At 33.5% G+C, this 20,945-nt stretch carries 19 protein-coding genes, 2 tRNA genes, 1 rRNA gene and 1 other annotated feature; of the genes, 3 read left to right on the top strand and 19 right to left on the bottom strand.

All coding sequences use genetic code 11. From position 1 onward, the window contains the following. Window positions 1–77 precede the first annotated feature (77 nt). The 15 genes from rpoB to K337_RS0101635 form a co-directional block, all read right to left on the bottom strand. Window positions 78–3,626, bottom strand: coding sequence for a DNA-directed RNA polymerase subunit beta (gene rpoB, locus K337_RS0101705; RefSeq protein ID WP_028855042.1), 3,549 nt, complete (start codon window positions 3,624–3,626; stop codon window positions 78–80). Between the two features lie 207 nt (window positions 3,627–3,833). Beyond that, window positions 3,834–4,199, bottom strand: a complete 366-nt coding sequence (gene rplL / locus K337_RS0101700) for a 50S ribosomal protein L7/L12 (protein ID WP_028855041.1) — start codon at window positions 4,197–4,199, stop codon at window positions 3,834–3,836. A 97-nt stretch (window positions 4,200–4,296) separates the two neighbouring features. Beyond that, a complete protein-coding gene (gene rplJ / locus K337_RS0101695) occupies window positions 4,297–4,791 on the bottom strand; it encodes a 50S ribosomal protein L10 (protein ID WP_028855040.1) in 495 nt (164 codons plus the stop codon). Between the two features lie 16 nt (window positions 4,792–4,807). Next, window positions 4,808–4,964 (bottom strand) — a sequence feature (ribosomal protein L10 leader region). Between the two features lie 20 nt (window positions 4,965–4,984). Further along, entirely contained in the window at window positions 4,985–5,695 is a 711-nt protein-coding gene (rplA, locus tag K337_RS0101690; protein ID WP_028855039.1) for a 50S ribosomal protein L1, read from the bottom strand. 99 nt (window positions 5,696–5,794) lie between these two features. After that, window positions 5,795–6,220, bottom strand: a complete 426-nt coding sequence (rplK, locus tag K337_RS0101685) for a 50S ribosomal protein L11 (RefSeq protein ID WP_028855038.1) — start codon at window positions 6,218–6,220, stop codon at window positions 5,795–5,797. Between the two features lie 75 nt (window positions 6,221–6,295). After that, window positions 6,296–6,898 carry a transcription termination/antitermination protein NusG gene (nusG, locus tag K337_RS0101680; protein ID WP_028855037.1) on the bottom strand — a complete coding sequence of 201 codons (603 nt, stop codon included), beginning with the start codon at window positions 6,896–6,898 and terminating at the stop codon, window positions 6,296–6,298. A 3-nt stretch (window positions 6,899–6,901) separates the two neighbouring features. Continuing rightward, a complete protein-coding gene (gene secE / locus K337_RS0101675; protein WP_245584860.1) occupies window positions 6,902–7,078 on the bottom strand; it encodes a preprotein translocase subunit SecE in 177 nt (58 codons plus the stop codon). Between the two features lie 32 nt (window positions 7,079–7,110). Continuing rightward, window positions 7,111–7,186 (bottom strand) — tRNA-Trp (locus K337_RS0101670). A 31-nt stretch (window positions 7,187–7,217) separates the two neighbouring features. After that, window positions 7,218–7,370, bottom strand: coding sequence for a 50S ribosomal protein L33 (gene rpmG / locus K337_RS0101665; RefSeq protein ID WP_028855035.1), 153 nt, complete (start codon window positions 7,368–7,370; stop codon window positions 7,218–7,220). 365 nt (window positions 7,371–7,735) lie between these two features. Then, complete coding sequence (locus K337_RS0101660; RefSeq protein ID WP_028855034.1) at window positions 7,736–8,266, bottom strand: outer membrane beta-barrel protein; 531 nt, start codon at window positions 8,264–8,266, stop codon at window positions 7,736–7,738. Between the two features lie 17 nt (window positions 8,267–8,283). Further along, window positions 8,284–10,893: a leucine--tRNA ligase gene (leuS, locus tag K337_RS0101655; RefSeq protein ID WP_028855033.1), complete on the bottom strand. Its 2,610-nt coding sequence runs from the start codon at window positions 10,891–10,893 to the stop codon at window positions 8,284–8,286. A 71-nt stretch (window positions 10,894–10,964) separates the two neighbouring features. Next, on the bottom strand, window positions 10,965–11,591 hold the full coding sequence (locus K337_RS0101650; RefSeq protein ID WP_051251559.1) for a sigma-70 family RNA polymerase sigma factor: 627 nt from the start codon (window positions 11,589–11,591) through the stop codon (window positions 10,965–10,967). A 64-nt stretch (window positions 11,592–11,655) separates the two neighbouring features. After that, window positions 11,656–12,360 carry a 23S rRNA (guanosine(2251)-2'-O)-methyltransferase RlmB gene (rlmB, locus tag K337_RS0101645; protein ID WP_028855031.1) on the bottom strand — a complete coding sequence of 235 codons (705 nt, stop codon included), beginning with the start codon at window positions 12,358–12,360 and terminating at the stop codon, window positions 11,656–11,658. A 2-nt stretch (window positions 12,361–12,362) separates the two neighbouring features. Beyond that, complete coding sequence (gene murA / locus K337_RS0101640) at window positions 12,363–13,631, bottom strand: UDP-N-acetylglucosamine 1-carboxyvinyltransferase (protein WP_028855030.1); 1,269 nt, start codon at window positions 13,629–13,631, stop codon at window positions 12,363–12,365. Next, window positions 13,628–14,218 (bottom strand): DUF1694 domain-containing protein, encoded by a 591-nt coding sequence (locus tag K337_RS0101635; protein ID WP_028855029.1) that lies wholly within the window; start codon window positions 14,216–14,218, stop codon window positions 13,628–13,630. Before K337_RS0101635 ends, murA begins: the two co-directional genes overlap by 4 nt. A 210-nt stretch (window positions 14,219–14,428) precedes the next feature. On the opposite strand from K337_RS0101635, the gene K337_RS0101630 reads away from it, so the two are divergent. After that, window positions 14,429–16,225, top strand: a complete 1,797-nt coding sequence (locus K337_RS0101630) for a carboxypeptidase-like regulatory domain-containing protein (protein WP_028855028.1) — start codon at window positions 14,429–14,431, stop codon at window positions 16,223–16,225. 42 nt (window positions 16,226–16,267) lie between these two features. Here the strand turns inward: K337_RS0101630 and tsaD are convergent, their stop codons facing one another. Beyond that, window positions 16,268–17,281, bottom strand: coding sequence for a tRNA (adenosine(37)-N6)-threonylcarbamoyltransferase complex transferase subunit TsaD (gene tsaD / locus K337_RS0101625; protein WP_028855027.1), 1,014 nt, complete (start codon window positions 17,279–17,281; stop codon window positions 16,268–16,270). 43 nt (window positions 17,282–17,324) lie between these two features. Next, on the bottom strand, window positions 17,325–17,960 hold the full coding sequence (locus K337_RS19035; protein WP_028855026.1) for a septum site-determining protein MinC: 636 nt from the start codon (window positions 17,958–17,960) through the stop codon (window positions 17,325–17,327). A gap of 193 nt (window positions 17,961–18,153) precedes the next feature. On the opposite strand from K337_RS19035, the gene K337_RS0101615 reads away from it, so the two are divergent. Further along, a complete protein-coding gene (locus tag K337_RS0101615) occupies window positions 18,154–18,954 on the top strand; it encodes a mechanosensitive ion channel family protein (RefSeq protein WP_028855025.1) in 801 nt (266 codons plus the stop codon). A 101-nt stretch (window positions 18,955–19,055) separates the two neighbouring features. Next, window positions 19,056–20,558, top strand: a complete 1,503-nt coding sequence (locus K337_RS17445; RefSeq protein WP_051251558.1) for a putative glycoside hydrolase — start codon at window positions 19,056–19,058, stop codon at window positions 20,556–20,558. 168 nt (window positions 20,559–20,726) lie between these two features. On the opposite strand, the gene K337_RS0101605 is transcribed toward K337_RS17445, so the two are convergent. Next, window positions 20,727–20,802: transfer RNA gene (locus K337_RS0101605), tRNA-Ala, on the bottom strand. 12 nt (window positions 20,803–20,814) lie between these two features. Further along, window positions 20,815–20,931, bottom strand: a 5S ribosomal RNA gene (rrf, locus tag K337_RS0101600). Window positions 20,932–20,945: the final 14 nt, after the last annotated feature.

Raw genomic sequence — 20,945 nt, 5'->3', positions numbered from 1 at the left:
TAGCAGGGAAAGTACACCTTTCCCTGCTATATTCTGTCTTTTATAACCCTATCTATAATTTCAAACTGCTCGTTTGATTAATCTTCTTCTTTTAAGTCTGCCAATGAGAATTCAGTGATGATTTCCTCTTTTGCTAAGTCACTTGAAACATCTATTACGTCACCTTCGGTATCGAATAATTCGATATCCAATGCTAATGCTTGGAATTCCTTTAATAATACTTTAAATGATTCTGGTAAACTTGCTTCTGGCATCTCTTCACCTTTAACGATGGCTTCATAAGTCTTAGTTCTACCCATAACGTCATCTGATTTCACTGTTAACATCTCTTGTAAGATGCTAGAAGCTCCATATGCTTCAAGTGCCCAAACTTCCATCTCTCCTAATCTTTGCCCACCAAATTGTGCTTTTCCACCTAATGGCTGCTGAGTTACTAATGAGTATGGTCCGATTGCTCTAGCATGCATCTTATCTTCAACTAAATGATGAAGTTTAAGGATATACATACGTCCTACAGTTACAGGATTATCAAATGGTTGTCCTGTTCTACCATCTATTAAGTTTACCTTACCAGATCTATCAAATCCAGCTTCTTCTAAGTAGTTCTTGATAGTTGCCTCATGGCCACCAGACTCTTTATCTCCACTATCAAATACTGGAGTTTCGATGTAAACACCGTCGTCTCCGTCTTCATCTTTCATAAATCCAAGAGCTAGTCCTAAATGTACCTCTAGTACTTGCCCGATATTCATTCTTGATGGTACCCCTAGTGGGTTAAGTACGATATCAACATGTGTTCCATCTTCTAAGAATGGCATATCTTCTGCAGGTAATACTCTTGAGATTACCCCTTTATTTCCATGACGTCCAGAGATTTTATCTCCTACGTTTATCTTTCTCTTTTCAGCGATGAATATTCTGATAGATCTATTGATCCCAGCTTTTAATTCATCTCCATTTTCTCTAGCTAATTCTAAGATCTCTACTACTGTACCTTTAGAACCGTGAGGCATCTTAAGAGATGTATCTCTTACGTCTCTGGCTTTTTCACCAAAGATAGCTCTCAATAATTTTTCTTCTGCAGGTGGTTCAGTCTCTCCTTTTGGAGTAGTCTTTCCTACCAAGATATCTCCTGGTCCTACTTTTGCTCCGACTCTTATGATTCCTCTTTCATCTAAGTTTCTAAGAGCTTCTTCTCCTACATTAGGGATCTCTCTAGTTATCTCTTCATCTCCTAACTTAGTAGATCTAGAATCTACTTCATACTCTTCTATATGAAGTGAAGTAAACACATCTTCCTTTCTAAGTCTGTCAGATATCAAGATTCCATCCTCGAAGTTATATCCTTCCCAAGGCATGAATGCCATCAAGATATTTCTTCCAAGTGCTAAGTCTCCACCTTTTGTAGATGGTCCATCAGCTAATATAGTTCCTACTTCTACTTTTTGACCCATGTTCACTAATGGTGTTTGGTGTAAACACATAGCTTGGTTAGATCTTTCAAAGTTTAACATTTTATATACATGGTCTCTACTACCATTTTTTGTTTTTTCAGTTATTATTATTTGGCTGGCATCTAAACTAGTTACCTCACCAGTAGTTTTAGAAACAACAACGGCTCCTGAATCTACTGCTACCTTTCTCTCAAGACCAGTTCCAACGAATGGAGCTTCTCCTCTAAGTAAAGGTACTGCTTGTCTTTGCATGTTTGATCCCATTAATGCTCTATTGGCGTCATCATGCTCTAAGAAAGGAATTAACCCAGCTGATACAGATACTACTTGTTTAGGAGATACATCTAAGTAATCTATCTTCTTACCGTCTACCCATACAACTTCATGTCCAAATCTACATAATCCATCACCAGTGATTTCATGTGTTTCTTCATCCATTACAGTATCGGCTTGGGCAATAAATAATCCCTCTTCCTCATCTGCTGCTAAGTATCTAATATCTTCGAAATTAGCTACTCCATCAGTTACTTTTACATATGGAGTTTCCATGAATCCATATTTATTAACTCTAGCATAAGTTGCTAAAGATCCTATAAGTCCGATGTTTGGTCCCTCTGGAGTTTCTATTGGACAAACTCTTCCATAATGTGAATCATGTACGTCTCTAACCTCGAATCCAGCTCTTTCTCTTGAAAGTCCTCCAGGTCCTAATGCAGATATTCTTCTCTTATGAGTTAACTCTGCTAATGGATTAGATTGGTCCATGAATTGTGATAATTGACCTGATCCGAAGAAATCTAAGATAAGTGCATTAAGTGGTCTAGTGTTTAATAATGATTGTGGTGTAAGTGCAGATGCATCTTGTACAGTCATTTTTTCCTTTACCATCTTATTCATCTTAGCTAATCCTGATCTGATTTGCATATGAAGTAGTTCTCCTACTCCTCTTACCCTTCTGTTAGAAAGGTTGTCTATATCATCTGTATGTCCGTCTCCACCATATAATGCTATTGCATATTTGATAGTAGCCATTACATCTTCTTTAGTTAATACAACTATGTCTTCTGCAACATCTAATTTTAATCTTTTATTCATCTTGTATCTACCAACTGAGGCAAAGTCATATCTTTGCGGGTTGAAGAACATTTGTCTGATAAGAGATCTAGCTGAATCTACAGTTACCATATCTCCTGGTCTTAGTTTTTTGAATACTTCCATTACAGCGTCATCTGAATTTTCAGTTGTATCGTCTAATAGTGAATTAGCTAATACCTTATCTTCAGGTTTAACTTCCCAGTAAGTAAGAGTTTCTAATTTTTCATCTATGATCTTTTCTACTGTCATTTCATCTATAACACTCTCTGCTTCTAAGATGATCTCTCCAGTTTCTTCATCATAAACGTCTTCCTTTATGAAACTTCCTTCTATTCTAGTTCTAAGAACAGATAATAATTCGTCTCTGTTAGAGTATTTTTCATAGTATTCTGTAAGATCTTTCACTTTAGTTTCTAATAGATCTTCCATTATCTCTGTATTAGTTTCGTAGAAATCTACGGCTTTTAAGAATACAGGTGCTAATACTTTTTTCTTTCTGTCTATTTTTACATTTAAGTAATCATTTTTGTCAGTTTCAAACTCTAACCAAGTTCCCTTGTATGGGATTATCTTACCAGTAAACATATCTTTAGCTGTCTGGATATTTACTTCCTTAGTAAAAGATACACCTGGTGATCTATGTAGTTGCGAAACAACTACTCTTTCTGCACCATTTATTATGAATGTAGCATGTTCAGTCATTCTAGGGATCTCTCCGAAGTAAACTAAGCTCTCTTGTATTTCGTTACCTGCTTTTTTATTTTCTAATCTAAGTCTAACTTTTAAAGAAGATGAAAAAGTCTTTCCTCTTTTTTTACATTCTAATTCGTCATTTAATGGAGGTTCATTTTCATGTAACTCATACCCTACATAATCTAATTTAATGTCACCATTAGAAGATTCTATTGGAAATATCTCCTTAAAGGCCGACTCTAATCCCTTGTTCTCTCTTGAAGTAGGATCTTTTTTAGCCTGTAAAAAGTCCTCATACGAGTTTAATTGGAATTCTAAGAAATGAGGCATTGTACCTCTCTCTTTTATCCTTCCAAAACTAGTTCTTTTAATAAGCTTTGTCATCAATTCACGCTCCTTATCTTTATATCATTGAAAATTAATAGTTAATATCTTAGGCTGATTTTCATCATTACCCAACATATGAACTATTAATCTTTGATAAATTTATTTTATATTTTGTTTACTTTTTTCAATGATTAAATAGGGCACTCTAAGCTAAAAGAGTGCCCTATTTTATTCAATTAGTCAATTTTGAACTTAGAGAGTTAATTACTTAACTTCTACTTCTGCTCCAGCTGCTTCTAATTTAGCTGCAACTTCAGTTGCTTCGTCTTTAGAAACTCCTTCTTTAACTTTTGCTCCAGCTTCTTCAGCCATTGCTTTTGCTTCTTTAAGACCTAATCCAGTGATAGCTCTTAATTCTTTGATTACAGCTATTTTCTTAGCTCCTGCTGATTTGATGATTACGTCAAATTCAGTTTTTTCTTCTGCTGCTTCTGCCCCTGCTCCTGCTACTGCTACTGGTGCTGCTGCTGTTACTCCAAAGTGATTTTCTAATGCTTCAACTACTTCTTTTAATTCTAATACAGTCATTGCTTCTAAATCAGCGATGAAAGTTTCTTGGTTAAATGCCATTTTTATGTTCCTCCTAATTTTTATTTGGTAAGCTCATAGCTATACCTTGATATTTTTAATTTATTTTGATCTAACGATCATATTTTAAAGCAGAGAATTACGCCTCTTCTTTTTGATCAGCGATAGCTACGACACCGTATGCTAACTTTCTGATTGGTCCTAACATTCCATTTAATACCATAGATAATAATGCTTCTCTTGATGGTAAAGTTGCTAATGCTTCTATTTCAGAAATCTCAACTCTTTTCCCTTCAGAGTAACCACCTTTGATGTTAAATAAATCTTTTTTCCCTTTACCAAATTCGTAAACCACTTTAGCTGGTGCTACTGCATCTTCATATCCAAACGCAAATGCTGTAGTTCCTTCTAAAAGATCGTCAAATGAGTCTGCTACACCTGCTTCAGTTAAAGCTATTCTGAATAATCTATTCTTAGCTACTAAGTATTCAGATCCAGTTTCTCTTAATTGCTTCTTGATCTCAGTATCATCTTTTGCGTTGATACCTTGATAATCTACAAGTACGATTGTTTTAGCGTCTTTGATTTTTTGAGCTAATTCTGCTACTACTAATTTTTTCGCTTCAGTTGCCATTCTTCTAGTCACCTCCTCTTTAAATTAAAATGATCTCTGACTAAAGGTTTAGTTAAAGACAGAGATCATTTCTGATAGGTGAGGTTATAAGCTTTGTATTCAAAACTGTATAAACCTCGGTAGGATTTACGGTTTACACCACCTACTGTCTTTAGTTCAATTTATAGTTTAAAAAAAGTTAAACTTTAATTAATTAAGCTTCTAAGTACTTAGAAACTAGGATAGGATCAATTTTGATTCCAGGTCCCATAGTTAATGATAAAGCTACAGTTCTAAGGTATTGACCTTTCGCTGCTGATGGCTTTAATCTGTTGATTTCTGCCATGAACGCTCTGAAGTTATCTTCAATTTGCTCATCTGTGAAATCTACTTTTCCAATTCCTACATGAATAGATCCTAATTTGTCTACTCTGAATGCAAGTTTTCCTCTTTTGAATTCAGATACTGCTTGCTCTACGTTAGTAGTTACAGTTCCTGATTTAGGATTAGGCATTAAACCTTTAGTTCCTAAAGTTCTACCTAATTTTCCTAACTTAGGCATCATGTCTGGTGTAGCGATTACTACATCAAAATCAAACCAACCTTTTTGGATTTGCTCGATATATTCTTCTGCTCCTGCATAGTCTGCTCCTGCATCTAATGCTTTTTGCATGTTTTCACCTTGAGTGATTACTAATACTTTAGTTACTTTACCAGAACCATGAGGTAATACTACAGTTCCTCTTACTTGTTGGTCAGCATGTCTAGGATCTACTCCTAATCTTAATGCAACTTCAACAGTTTCTACGAAGTTTGCAGTTTTAGTTTTTGCAACTAATTCTAATGCATCTTTAACTTCATATAATTTACCAGTCTCTACTAATTTAGCAGCTTCTACGTATTTCTTAGCTTTCTTATTTGCCATTATTACTTTTCCTCCTTATGTGGCTTAAGCGAACTCTCGTCCTACCACTTAATTATCAACAATGTGATATATATTGAAATTTAAAATATCGAATTAAAATTAACCTTCTATTTTGATTCCCATTGATCTTGCAGATCCTGCAATGATACTCATAGCTGCTTCTAATGATCCAGCGTTTAAGTCTGCCATTTTAGTTTCAGCAATCTCTTGAACTTGTGCACTAGTTACTGTTCCAGCAACTTCAGTCTTTGAATTTCCAGCTGCTGATTTGATTCCAGCTGCTTTCTTTAATAAGTCTGATGCAGGTGGAGTTTTTAATACGAATGTGAAAGATCTATCAGAATAAACTTTGATCTCCACTGGTATTATGAATCCAGCCTTATCTTGAGTTTTTGAGTTGAATGCTTTACAGAATTCCATAATGTTTACACCATGTTGACCTAATGCCGGTCCAACTGGTGGTGCTGGGTTTGCTTTCCCTGCTTGTAATTGTAATTTAATTAATCCGATTACGTCTTTTGCCATTTTTTGCTACCTCCATAATTTCCTTGTGGTTTTAATGATTTACTCTCCCACCTTTGAAAAGATCTAGTTATTCTATTAAGACATTACTTTCTTAACTTCATTAACCCCAATCTCTACAGGAGTCATTCTACCAAACATATCTATCATTATTTTTACTTTTCCGTGTTCCAAGTCAATACTATTAACTTCTCCAACACTTCCAACAAAACCGCCCTCAAGCAGTTCTACCATATCCCCAATTTCGAAATCCAATATGATCTCTTCCTTTGGTTCAGGTTTTTCTTCTCCTTCTTCTCCTAAGAATCTAAGGATAGTTACTACTTCCTCGTCTTCCATAGGGATAGGATCAGATCCAATACCAACAAATCCTGTAACACCGTTAGTGTTTCTGATTACATACCATGCATCAGAGTCAACACTATACCAGATACCGTCATTTGTCTCTTCTCTAACTGCTTCCATTTCTATCATTACGTAACCTGGAAATAATTTTCTAAAAACGATTTTTTCTTTACCGTTCTTAACTTCTTTTATTTCTTCTTCAGGTACTACAATTCTAAAAACTTTATCTGTTAATTCAAGTGTTTGAATTCTTTTTTCTAAGTCAGCTTTCACTTTTTTTTCATAACTGGAATATGTATGAATCATATACCACTTTTTTTCTATTGTTCTTTCCATAAATTACCCTCCAAAAAAGGTACCTATCATCCTAAGTATCCTCGAAGCTATCACGTCAAAAGCACCTACATAGATACTCACCGCGACACTCATAGCTGCAACAAGTAATGTTGACTTAACAGTTTCATCTTTGTTAGGCCATACAACTTTCTTATATTCAGTCTTAACGTTCTGTAACAAAGTATTCATATTAACCACCTTAAAGTATAAAATGGCAGTCCAGTAGGGACTCGAACCCTAAACCCACGGTTTTGGAGACCGTTACTCTACCAATTGAGCCACTGAACTGCATGTTGTTAAGCTATGTCTTTTCCAAGAATTACTTCTTAGTTTCTTTATGCATAGTTACTTTTTTGTCCCACTTACAGTATTTTTTTAATTCAATTCTACCATCCGTGTTTTTTTTGTTTTTAGAAGTACTGTAGTTTCTTCTCTTACATTCTGTACATTCCATTAAAATGTTTACTCTCATTTCTTTACACCTCCACTCATCATATCGGAATTGCTATCCTCCCACAACTTAATTGTGGTGCATGAGCCAAAAATTCGCTCACAAACATAGATAATGATATCATACATAATACAAAAAGTCAATAATTTTCAAAGTTTTTTTATATCTTTTTTGTATTATTTTTATGACCTTGAACTCCCCCTTTAAAACCCACGTTTCCTCGTGGTTTCTTGTATAATTTTTAGTCAAAAAAATTAAAAGAACCCTTGAAAATATCAAGGGTTCGGAGAGAGTTATGAAAAAGTTACTACTTTTCATGTACACATATTACCACTGTTATCTTAGAACGACCTTAGAAAAAAATTAGTTTATTGTTAATTTTTTTCTTACCAGAAATTATACCCTAAAGTCAACGATACCATCTCTACATTATCTTTTCCACTGGGATTATTTTTCACTTCAGAGATCGAGTAAAGAAGTTCTCCTTGGAAAGAATCCAAGAACTCTATTCCTACTCCTACAGCTCCATAGGCGCCTCCATCAGCTTCAGACTTTCCATGGTAATCTGTACTGTCATTTACCACAAAGTTCTTTCCCAGTCTAGCCACTACATAAGGTTTCACAGCTACTGGTATGATATTAAATTTTGCAAAAACATATACAGGAGCCAAGTCATATCCAATGTTTTCCTGCACTGAGGCATTCTCATATTTTAAGTTCCCATTATAAGCCACACCTGCTCCCAGGTCTACAAAACCTAAGAACCCTTGACTAAGTTCCAACCCAGCATTATATCCCGGGTCTTCCATCTGTTTACTTCCTGTACCTTGAATAACCCCACCTTTTACCCATATGTCTAAAGCCAAAGCATTTAATGACATTACGGTAAATATCAACACAACTAAAATTCTCTTCATAACTGTTTCCTCCTTTTTTATTTTACTACTATATTTACTATTCTTCCTGGAACAACTATCTTCTTGACTATAGTTTTTCCTTCTGTAAACTTAATCACGTTAGGAGCCGCTAAAGCTAAAGCTTCTAACTCTTCCTTTGTAATAGTTCTAGAAACATCTAAAGTTGCTCTTAACTTACCATTTACCTGCACACCGATCTGCACATCATCAGAAATAGTCAACTCTTCTATATGAGTAGGCCAAGCCATCTCGAATAAGTGACCTGTTTCTCCCAATTCTACCCATAATTCATCGGTAATATGAGGAGCAAATGGCGACAACATTATTATCATAGTTCTTACAGTTTCTGTAAATACCTTTTTAGATTCACTAGTTGTTTCTCCATTATCTAATATATTTGCTTTAAAATCTTGTAACTCATTTATAAGTTCCATGTTAGCTGCAATAGAGGTATTGAAGTGATAGTTATCCTCGATAGATGCAGTTATTTTTTTGATTGTCTGGTGTAACTTCATAATCACATTTTTATCCGCTTTAGAAACCTTCTCTAAATCTATACTTCCCGTTTCAAAATATCCTTTATTTTCAACAACCATTCTCCAAACTCTGTTTAAGAATCTAGATGATCCAGCTAATCCATTTTCATTCCATTCTAATTCTTTTTCCGGTGGTGCAGCAAACATTGTAAATAATCTGGCAGCATCTGCGCCATATTCAGTAATTATATGTAATGGATCTACCCCATTATTTTTAGATTTAGACATCTTTTCTACCTTGACAACTAACTCTTCACCTGTAGCTTTCGAATATGTTTTTTCATCCTTTATCTCAGTTTCATTTGGGAATAGATATGTTCCTGTACTCTTCTCATAATATGACGGTCCCAATACCATTCCTTGAGTTAACAACCTCTTAAAAGGCTCATCTGTAGATAGTAATCCCATATCTCTAAGAACTTTATGGAAGAACCTAGAGTATAATAGATGCATTACAGCATGTTCTACTCCTCCAATATATTGATCTACAGGAGACCAGCTGTCAGCTATATTTTTATCGATTGGTAGATCTGTATTTTTTGGATCACAGTATCTCAAGTAATACCAAGATGAATCTACAAAGGTATCCATTGTGTCTGTCTCTCTCTTAGCAGCTCCTCCACACGTTGGACAAGTTGCATTTTTAAATTCTTCTGACGTTTCCAATGGATTTCCATTTCCTGAGAATTCAATATCCATAGGCAATTTAACAGGCAAATTCTCATCTGATTCCATTACTATTCCACATTTATCGCAGTATATAGCTGGAATAGGAGTTCCCCAATATCTTTGTCTAGACACTCCCCAATCTTTTAATCTATATTTTACTGTTCTTTCTCCAAATCCTAGCTCTTCTACATGTTCTGCTACTTTAGTTAGTGCTTCTTTAGAAGACATACCATCAAACTTATCAGAATTTGTCATTATCCCTTTTCCAATAAATGCATCTTTCATCTCTTTTACATCTATTTTTATCTCTTCTTTAGTTTTCTTTTCTATAGGATTTATAACTACTTTCATAGGAAGGTCATATTTCTTTGCAAAAGCGAAATCCCTCTCATCATGAGCCGGTACAGCCATAACAGCTCCTGTTCCATAGTTCATAAGTACATAATCAGCTATCCAAAGTTCTACTTTCTCACCATTTATTGGGTTGATCAAGTATCTTCCTGTAAACACTCCATTTTTTTCCTTACCCTCGGCAGTTCTAGCTATCATATCTTCATTTTTCATAGCTTCTACTGCATCTTTGATCTCAGGTTTTTCAGCCAATATCTCTGCTACCATTGGATGTTCTGGAGCTATTACACAATATGTTACACCATATAAAGTATCTATCCTAGTAGTAAACATCGGTAATTTTTCCTCAGTTCCTTCTAAATCAAAAGATATTTCAGTACCAAAAGATTTACCTATCCAGTTTTTCTGCATAGTAATTACTTTTTCCGGCCATCCTTCTTTTATCTCTTGGTGTCCCTTTAATAATTCATCTGCATATTTAGTTATCTTAAAGAACCACTGTGTTAAATCTTTTTGAATTACATCTGTATCTCCATGTCTCCAGCACTTACCATCTTCTACTTGTTCATTGGCTAATACTGTATCACATTTTGGACACCAGTTAACTGTAGATTTTTTTCTATATACTAAATCATTTTCATACATCTTTTTAAAGATCCATTGATTCCATTTATAATAATCCGGCTTATAAGAAGCTATCTCCCTATCCCAGTCATATGAAAGTCCTAACATTTTTAACTGGTCCTTCATATATTCTATATTTTTTACTGTCCATTCAGCTGGATGTGCACCATTTTGAATAGCTGCATTTTCTGCAGGCAACCCAAATGAATCCCATCCCATTGGGTGAAGGACATTATAACCTTTCATTGTTTTATATCTAGCGATTACATCACCTATAGTATAATTTCTTACATGTCCCATATGCAGTTTCCCTGATGGGAACGGCAACATCTCTAACACATAATAATTTTCTTTTCCTTCAACTTTATTCTTTGTTTCAAATATTTTTTTCCCGTCCCATGTTTTTTGCAAGTTCTTTTCAATCTCATTAAACATATATTCTCTCATCTACTACGCTCCTACTCTATATTTTTTATATTTTTTTATTTATATCACAAAGGATTAAGGTAGGTATAAACCTAACTTAATCCTTTATATGTATCCAGCCATAACTCACTTTTTCTTTTTATCCTTTGGATGGCATTATCAACTGCCTTTACCTTTTCACCCATTTTTTCCGCAATCTCTTTATACGGATATCCTTTTACCATATATCTAAAAACAGATGTTTCTAACGGACTCAATTTTCTTTCTAAATAAGTTTTCAACCCATTCATCTGCTCTTTAGATAGAGCCAACTCTTCTGGATTATACGATTGATAAGATTTTAATCCCCTAAAATATTCTATCTCTCTATTGGTTTCTTTATTTTCATTTTCTATACCAATAGATGTATTCAATGCTTTATTTTTGTTGGAGTTAGCTTTTTTTATAGCCGTAATTATCTGCCTTTTTACACAAATCGTGGCAAAAGTTTTAAATGACGCAGCCTTCTCCGTATCATACGCTCTAATAGCTTTTAATAGTCCAATCATTCCTTCTTGAATAAGATCGTCTCTTTCAGCACCCAGTAAAAAATAGTTCTTGGCATTCATCATAACAAAACCTTTATAGTTTTCCACTACCATCCCTACAGCTTCCTCATTTCCACTTTTTGCTTCCTCTAATATTTCTTCAGTAACTTCAAATCTCGCTCTCTCTCCCAAAATTTTTACCCCCGTTAAAATCCTATTAAAGACAATCTTCTATTAATATTATGATCGATTTTTCTTATCGATTTTTTGATATCTCCGATAGTAGAATTCCACCTGCAACCGACACATTCAATGAGTTTATCTTACCTTTCATAGGTATTTTTATTAAAATATCGCAATGCTCTCTTACTTTCTTCCTTATACCAAATCCTTCACTACCTAAAACTAAGGCTGTTTTAGCAGGATAGTTTTCCTCATGATAATATTTTTTTGCACTTCCTTCTGCACCATAGATCCAGAAATCATATTTTTTTAACTGATCGATTGTTTCAGCTATATTTTTCACCTTAATGATGCTAACGTGCTCAATAGCTCCTGTAGATGTTTTTACTACAGTCTCATTTATCTTTACCGAATTTCTTTCTGGGATTATTATTCCCTTTACACCAAAAATCTCTGCACTCCTAATAAGGGCACCAAAATTTCTAGGATCCTGTACTCCATCTAAGATAAGCACAGTTGATTTTTCTTCCTTCACAGCACTTTCTAAAAACTCTTTAAAAGTTATATAGTAATCATAGTCACTTATATAAGCTACTACTCCCTGAGAATTTTCAATCTTTTTCTTACTTGCTTTGACGATTATATTTTTCTTGCTGGCTTTGGTTTTCAGCTTAGCTACCTGCTCAGGTCTAACTCCTGTAAATATTTCTATATATTCAATATTTACATTAGATTCTATCGCTTCATTTACAGCGTTGATCCCTATTATCTTTTCCATTATTACATCTCCACCTTAATCCTTTCTATATCTGCACCTATCTTTTTTAATTTTTTCTCTATCTCTTCATACCCTCTATCTACATGGTATATTCTTGTTACTATAGTTTCACCTTTAGCTTTTAATGCTGCCATTATAAGTGCTGCTCCTGCTCTCAAGTCACTAGCCATTACTTCCGCACTACTGAATTCCTCTACGCCTTTTATTATAGAAACATTACTATCTATATGGATATCTGCTCCCATCCTGTTTAATTCCGGAACCTGCATAAATCTATTTTCAAATATAGTTTCCTTTATCTCACTAGATCCTGAAATTAATGCTAACAACGTCATAAATTGAGCCTGTAGATCGGTAGCAAACCCTGGATGAGGAGCTGTTTTTATAATTACAGGTTTTAAATCCTTCATCTTGGCATCTATCGTAACCAGGTCGCCGTCAAAGATAACCTTTACTCCCATCTCTTCAAGTTTCGCAACAAAACTTCCTAAATGTTCCTTAATAGCTCCTTTAACTTTGATTTTTCCATCAAATAAAACTGAAAGAACCATATAAGTTCCAGCCTCTATCCTATCTGGCATGATAGAGTATTCTACTGGAGTTAATTTTTCTACACCAACTATTATAAGTTTTCCTGTACCAATTCCTTCGATCTTTGCTCCCATAGCAACCAAGTAGTTGCATAGGTCATCTATCTCAGGTTCTCTGGCTACATTCTCTAAAGTGGTTGTACCCTCTGCTTTTACAGCAGCCATTATAATATTTTCAGTAGCTCCTACACTTGGGAAATCTAAAACAATGTGTCCACCAACTAATTTTTCAGTTTTAGCTTCTACATATCCATGGGTAATTTCAATTTCAGCACCCAAACCTTCAAATCCTTTTAGATGTAAATCTACAGGTCTAGAACCAATTGCACATCCTCCTGGAAGAGATACTTTAGCATTATTTGCATGGGCTAACATAGGTCCCATAACTAAAAATGATGCCCTCATCTTTTTTACTAGATCATATTCAGCCTCTAAATTAGTTAATCCATTATTTACAATTTTATAACTATTACTTCCAATCTTTTCAGTTTCTAATCCTAGACTCTCTAATAATTTCATCAAAGTCCCAATATCTCTTAAGTTTGGTACATTATGTAAGATGTGAGTCCCTTTTTCTATTATCGTCGCTGTTATTATCGGCAGTGCTGCATTTTTTGCTCCGCTTACTTCTAGTGTTCCACTGAGTGGGTTTCCACCCTTTATTTTAAAAGCTCCTATCATTTTTTTTCATTTCCTCCTAATTTCTTCCGATCTCTACACACCGGACAGTTAGTTCCTAATAATTTATCTATAATATTAAGCCTTTTAAATTTTTCTAAATAACTAGGTAATTTATCCTCAATCTTAAGATAACATTCATTACAAATACTCTTATTTTGATTTTTAGAGAATTCATACCCTAGTCCTACATCTAAAAAATCCTGATCCATATCCCTTACAACTAATTCCTCATCTTCATTATCTAAAGATTTATCCGAAACCACTATAAGTCCTATGTCTCCTAAGTAGCTGAGACCATCTACAAGTTCATATCTAAAGTCTAGCTTTTCCGCTTCCTTTATATACGGCTTTAGATATTTCAGCCCCACATCTCTCCTTAATTTCAAAAGTTTAGCATGATCGCTTTTCATAGCTTCTATTATTTCTAAATAGACCTCGTCTTCTACCAATTGATCTATTTTTAAAGCTATTATTATTCGCTCCCTATATTCATCTAAATAATACTTTTTTTCATGCTGAATACTATATAATTGATTCATTTTTTTTTCTTTTTCATCCAATAAATCCAAATGATTCATTTCTTTCATAGTTATCATCCTTTTTTTTTAAGTTCAATTATAATTATACCACATTAAGGTCTTTTTTCAATCCTTCCCAACAAATTAGTTATTTTTGATGACTATTAATTATTTTTCTAGATATCCTCTAACAAAAACCATCAAGATTTTAAAAAATTATTACTCAATAGTGTATATATAATGTATAATTTAATAAAACAACCTAATGTGGAGGCACCTATGAAAAAATTAATATTTTTATTTATAGTACTATTCAACATCACTTGTTATTCTATCACCTTAACAATAATAGGGGAAGACAAATCACCCCTAAAAGAAGTTATCGCAAATATCAATAATCAAGTTAAAATAAGTGATTCAAAGGGCTACGTTGCCTTCAATACCTCGGAAGATATCCTAAACATTTCCATCTCCAAAGAGGGTTATAAAGAAGAAGTGCTGACCCTGAAAAATTCCAAAGATGAGGTTCAAAACCTTACCCTTGTCATGAAAAAAATAAACACTTCTTATGTTACGTTCGAATTCCCTGTAAGCAGTGGATTGATTGAATATCGTGAAGTTGGAACCAGCAGATATACCAAGGTTCCTTTTTTAGGTAGCACAAAATCCATTGAATTTTTAGCGGGTACCTATGAATTTATATTTTCTGCAAAGGACTCTAAAAAAAATAAACAAATATTAAATTTTAGAGACAATTCCGAACATCTCATGATAGATATTGATATCCCTAAAAACATTTTTTTTATCCTAGGAAATATCTCTAAAAACAAAGGGATAAATTTCTATAAAAATAATATTGGAAGAGTCACTCCTCCTAAAGACCTTACCCTTGTAATCTTTAAAAATGGTGAATTCAAAACAAAATTCAAACTTAAAGACACCTTTGTTCCTATTGAATTAGAGGATGGCGTTTATGATTTTATGATTGAAGGCAGGTTTTATTCCAATCTCTATTTTAGAGGTCTTAAAATTGACTCCTCTGTAAATAGAAATATAGTGATTTCCATTCCATCTGTACAAACTACTATCCGTGGTGTTATAAAAAATAACGACCAATTCATTGGTGGAGCCAAAATTTTATTTACAGATGTCGACAACAATTCCTACGAAACAATGAGTAACTTTGCAGGGGAATTTTCTATAAATTTACCCCCTCAAAAATATAAAGTAACTCTAAACAAACCTGGGTTTGTCTTGAAAAAAAATCAAAATTTAATCTATGACTTCAGTGCACCTAATGAAATTTACAACCTTACTCTCAATACAAAAGAACTTCTCAGTAATATTGAAGGTATGGTCACAGATGACAAAGGTATCCCTATTTCAAATGCCGACATTATGGTAAAAAATGGAGATAAAATAATCCATTTAAAAAGTGATGACTTTGGAAACTTTTCCACATCTACACTTCCGGGTCTGCTATTTATAAAGGTAGAAAAAGATGGATATAAAGCCTTTGGTGTTGTAACAAAGTTAGAACGTTTTTCTACCCTTTCTGGCTTGAAAATTTCTTTGACACCGTATTTATCTAATATCTCTGGTGTAATAAGTAATAGTTTTACTCCCCTAGGGAATCTCCACCTGTCCCTTAGAGATAATCAAGGTGAAGTTGTAGCTAACACTATTTCAAACCAAAATGGATATTATGAATTTTCTGACATCAAGATAAATAACAGCTATTTTATAAGTGTTGGGGTACAGTCCTATAGATATTATTATTCCGATGTTTTTACGCTGACAAAAGATGACATAATAAATAAAAATATTATCCTACAAGGTCGAAAGATCCGAGTTCACTTAGAACTTTTAAGCAGCTCTAAGACACCACTGAGTAATCAAGAAGTCATTGTAGAAGGTACAGTTTATAAGACCGATACTAACGGTTTCTTATTATTAGAGCTACCTGAAAATAAAAAAAACATAGACATACAAGTAAAATCCTATGGCTATCAAAAACAGATCGATCTAAGTAGCATGTCTACAAATCCAAACCAATTGACTTTAATCATCAAATAATAATTAGAGAGGTGACCTAATAGGTCACCTCTCTTTTAATTTTTAATCTTCTTCTATTCCCATATTTGCTACCCCATTTAATTTTAAATCAGCAAATATTTTATCTGAATCTCCATAGGTTAACTTATAATATCCTGCTGCTGCAATCATCCCGGCATTATCAGTACATAACTTCATCGATGGATAAAAAACTTCTATTCCCTCTAATTTTGACCTCTCCAACAATTCCTTTCTGAGTAATGAATTAGCTGCTACTCCCCCTGCTATAAGGATATTTTTAACTCCTTTTTCCTTAGCTGCTGCAATCGTTTTCTTGCACAATATGTCCACTACTCTATTTTGAAAACTAGCAGCTATATCGGCAGGATTATATTCCTCTTTTTTCATATTCATCTTGTTTACATAGTTTATCACAGATGTTTTTACACCTGAGAAACTAAACTCATAACCTCCAACCTTAGGTTCCGGCATAGGTATCTTATCTTTATCTCCCTCATATGCCAATTTGTCTATCACTGGCCCTCCAGGATATCCTAATCCCATTACTCTCGACACCTTATCATAAGATTCTCCTACTGCGTCATCCAGAGTTCCTCCTAAATTAAAGAATTTATGATTTTCGTCGATGTATATTATGTTTGTATGACCTCCAGATACTACCAATGCAATTGCAGGAAGTTCTACTTTATGTTCTAAAAAATTAGCATAAATATGTCCCTTTATATGATGGACCGGTATTATTGGTATATCTCTTCCATAAGAGATCCCTTTGGCAAATGAAATCCCCACTAAAAGTGCTCCTATAAGACCAGGTGCATAAGTTACTGCTATATAATCTACATCATCTAGAGTTATTCCGGCTTCTTTTAAACTAACTTCCATTATTGTCGCTATATTTTTAATATGGTGTCTCGAAGCTATCTCAGGAACAACTCCTCCATACTCCTTATGTATATCTATCTGTGATGAGATATGGTTAGACAGCATCTCCTTCCCATCTTTCAATACTGATATAGACGTTTCATCACACGATGTTTCTATTCCTAATATAATCATTTTTTCTCCCTTGTATCATCTCTATTTTATTTTTCCCTCAAATTTATATCAAATCGAAACCTATTTTTTTCAGCAGATATTTTATCTGATTTTTATCTACTTTTTTTATAGCTATCTTTCCCATTTTTTTTTCAAACATAATATTTTTATCCACTTCTTTATCATCGTACATCAGCTGTGCCTCTCCTATCCTTACCTTGGGAAATTCAGCTTCTTCTATATATACAAAACTAGTTTGATGTTTGTTAAAATCACATCCAGCATGTAGAGTCCCATGAGCTTTTCCATAAACAAATATATTTTTTCTGCTCTGGACATATGATCCGGGGTTTAGGTTTCCTAATATCACTACATTGGTCTCTGAATTAATTTTTTCCCCCGATCTTAAATTTCCATAATGTAATGTATAATCAATTTTTTTCTCCGCCATTTTATTTGATTTATCAGCTTTTTCCAGCGATTTTAAACTCACAGTAGACTCTATTATTTTTTCTAACTGCAATATTTGAATTTCGCTAAAATTTGAATTTATTATTTTATAAAATTTTAGTGTTTTCAGTAATTTATAGTTTTTTATAACTATACTTTTTAAATCTACCTCTATTACCTCAAAAACTGTAGTTGAAGGTATTTTTATTCCTACTAAATTTCCTGATATATTTAATTTTATCTTTTCCATACCTCCTCCTATTTTATTTAAAGATATATTTTTTCACTTTATATTTTATAACTCCATTTAACTCTTTGTCAACACAATTTTTTAGAGTTCCATTCTATATGTTTGAATAAGCACCATATATTATTTTTTTAAAGGATTTAATATTTTAAACAGTATACTAGAACAATCAAATTTATTTTTAGGAGGTAAAGTTATGAATTACGTAGATTATTTTTCTACACTTTTTATCACTTATGGAATTAAACTTCTTTATGCCATATTAATATGGGTTGTTGGAAAGTTTATCATCAGTAAATTAATGCTGCTGGTAGACAAGAAAATGGAACTTGCTCGTACCGAGATTACGCTGAAGAAATTTGTACATTCTATAGTTAACACACTTTTTTATACTTTTTTATTTATCATCATCGTCTCTACACTTGGGATTCAAACGGCATCCTTTGTAGCAGTACTAGGTGCGATGTCTTTAGCTATTGGGTTTGCACTCCAAGGCAGTTTAGCTAATTTTGCTGGTGGGGTACTAATTATTCTCTTCAAACCATATAAAATCGGGGATTATATCGAAGCCTCTGGAGTTGCTGGAACAGTAATTGAGATACAAATTTTTGCTACCCTTTTAAATACTGTTGATAATAAAAGAGTTGTTATTCCAAATGGAAAATTATCCAACGATACCCTTATAAATTACTCTAAAAACCCAGTTAGAAGAGTTGATATTGTATTTGGGGTGGGTTACAACGACGACATCGAAAAAGCTAAATCAGTTCTTGTTGAAATCGCTAATTCCCAGGAAAAAATATTAAAAAACCAAGAAGCTTTTGTTGAAATTATTGAATATGGAGATTCCTCTGTTAACTTAGTGTATCGAGTTTGGTGTAATACTGCTGATTATTGGGATGTTTATTTCTGTTCTATGAAGATGGCAAAAACTGAATTTGATAAAGCCAAGATCTCTATACCATACCCACAAATGGATGTACATGTAGAAAAATAAAATTATTCTTTCCATAAAAATCAGGGGATTTTCCCTGATTTTTTTATTCCTTTATCTATGTTATAATTTAGTTACATTAAATTACAACAAAGGAGAGAGAGATGTCAAAAATAAAAACAATAATTTTTTCGACCATACTTATTATGGCGCTTTTTTTTATCTTTAAAAATAAAGATAATTTTTTTTCAAAAAAAGAAACAAAAAAAGAGGTATCTTTACCATCTACTATGTATATTTCAGAATTGACTACTTTAAGGGAACATATCGATGGAAAACCTCAAAGATCATTGACAATCGGTACTTCAGTAAAAATTTTAAAAGTCGAAAAAAATTGGGTATATATATCTACTGACAAACTTGAGCACAAGGGATGGATTGAACAAAAGTATCTAACTAAAACCAGATTAGAGGATCAAGATATATTTCAGACTATCAAAGTTCTAACCGATATACCGGTGGATAAAGATGGGAAAGAAATGAAAGATACAGATCAAAATAATAGTGGCCAAAGATTTATAAAAAAGATGGTAGATACAGATTTCAATATCAAAGAACTCCACCAATTAGGAGATGTACAATTTAAATCTATTCATAAACAACTCTATAAAAATAACCCTAAAGAAGATATTAAAGCTATATATATCTCTCTCAATGGGATGTATCATGTAGATGATTATATTGAATTAGCTAAAAAAACAAATGTTAACGCCTTTGTTTTAGATATAAAAAATGATCACGGAAGAATCTTGTTTGAATCCCCTACAGCACGTAAAGCCTTAGGAGATTCCTATATTCGTCCCAGGATAAAAGATATAAAACTGTTCATAGAAAAACTAAAAAAAAATAATATCTATCTTATCGGAAGGATCTCTACCTTTAAAGATGAAGCATATGCTGTTTCCAATAAAAGTGATATCATATTAGATAAAAGATATAACCGTGCATATCAAAGTTCAGACAAGATCCCATGGTTATCAGCTTACAATCGAAGTGCCTGGTATTACAATGTAGAATTGGCAAAGGAAGCTGCTAATTTGGGATTCAATGAAATTTTATTTGATTATGTCAGGTTTCCTGATAGAGTTCAGAACCTAGAAAAAAACTCAAAATTAGTCTATAACAATATCTATTCAGAAACAAAATCAGAAGTTATCCAAAGATTTTTAAAATATGCTCATGATGAGCTCTCTAAAAAGGAAGTTTATACAGCTGCATCTGTTTTTGGACAAATCGGCATCTCAAAAAATGATGAAAATATTGGTCAGCATTGGGAATCAGTTTCCAATGTAGTTGATTTTATTAATCCCATGGCTTACCCTTCTCACTATGCAAGGGGAACGTATGGACTAAAAAATCCAGATAACAACCCATTTATACTATTAAATAATTATACAAAAGACGTAATTTTAAGAAATAACAATTTGGAAAATCCAGCTATTATAGAAACATGGATTCAAGGCTTTAGTGCTCCTTGGATTAAAAATCATAGAAGTTATAAAAAAGAGGAATTGAAAGAGCAGATAAAAGCTCTTGAGGTAGAAGGTTTAAACAGTTACCTTGTTTGGAACGCATCCAGCCGTTATTATTGGGATGGTTTAAAATAAACACTCCTCTAAATTAAAGACCATCTGATAGATGGTCTTTTTTATTTACCACTAATAAAAAGGCTCTAACCTCCTTTTATTTTTGATAGTATACATAAAAAAAAGATCTGTCAATTATATTGACAGATCTTTTATATAAATCAGAATAATGTCTGATTAAATTTTATTTGGTGGAGATAAGCGGGGTCGAACCGCTGACCTCCGCAGTGCAAGTGCGGCGCTCTCCCAACTGAGCTATATCCCCTTAATAAAAAAGACTTGGCAAGTTCCTATCCTCCCAAGGGGCTGCCCCCTAAGTACTTTCGGCGTTTACGGACTTAACTTCTGGGTTCGGAATGTGACCAGGTGTACCCCCGTAGCTTTTCTTACCAAGCTTACTTTCTTATT

Source organism: Psychrilyobacter atlanticus DSM 19335, from assembly GCF_000426625.1.
In the GTDB taxonomy this organism is placed as follows: domain Bacteria; phylum Fusobacteriota; class Fusobacteriia; order Fusobacteriales; family Fusobacteriaceae; genus Psychrilyobacter; species Psychrilyobacter atlanticus.
The sequence above is the reverse complement of the archived record's forward strand: the minus strand, read 5'-3'. Positions and strand labels throughout refer to the sequence as shown.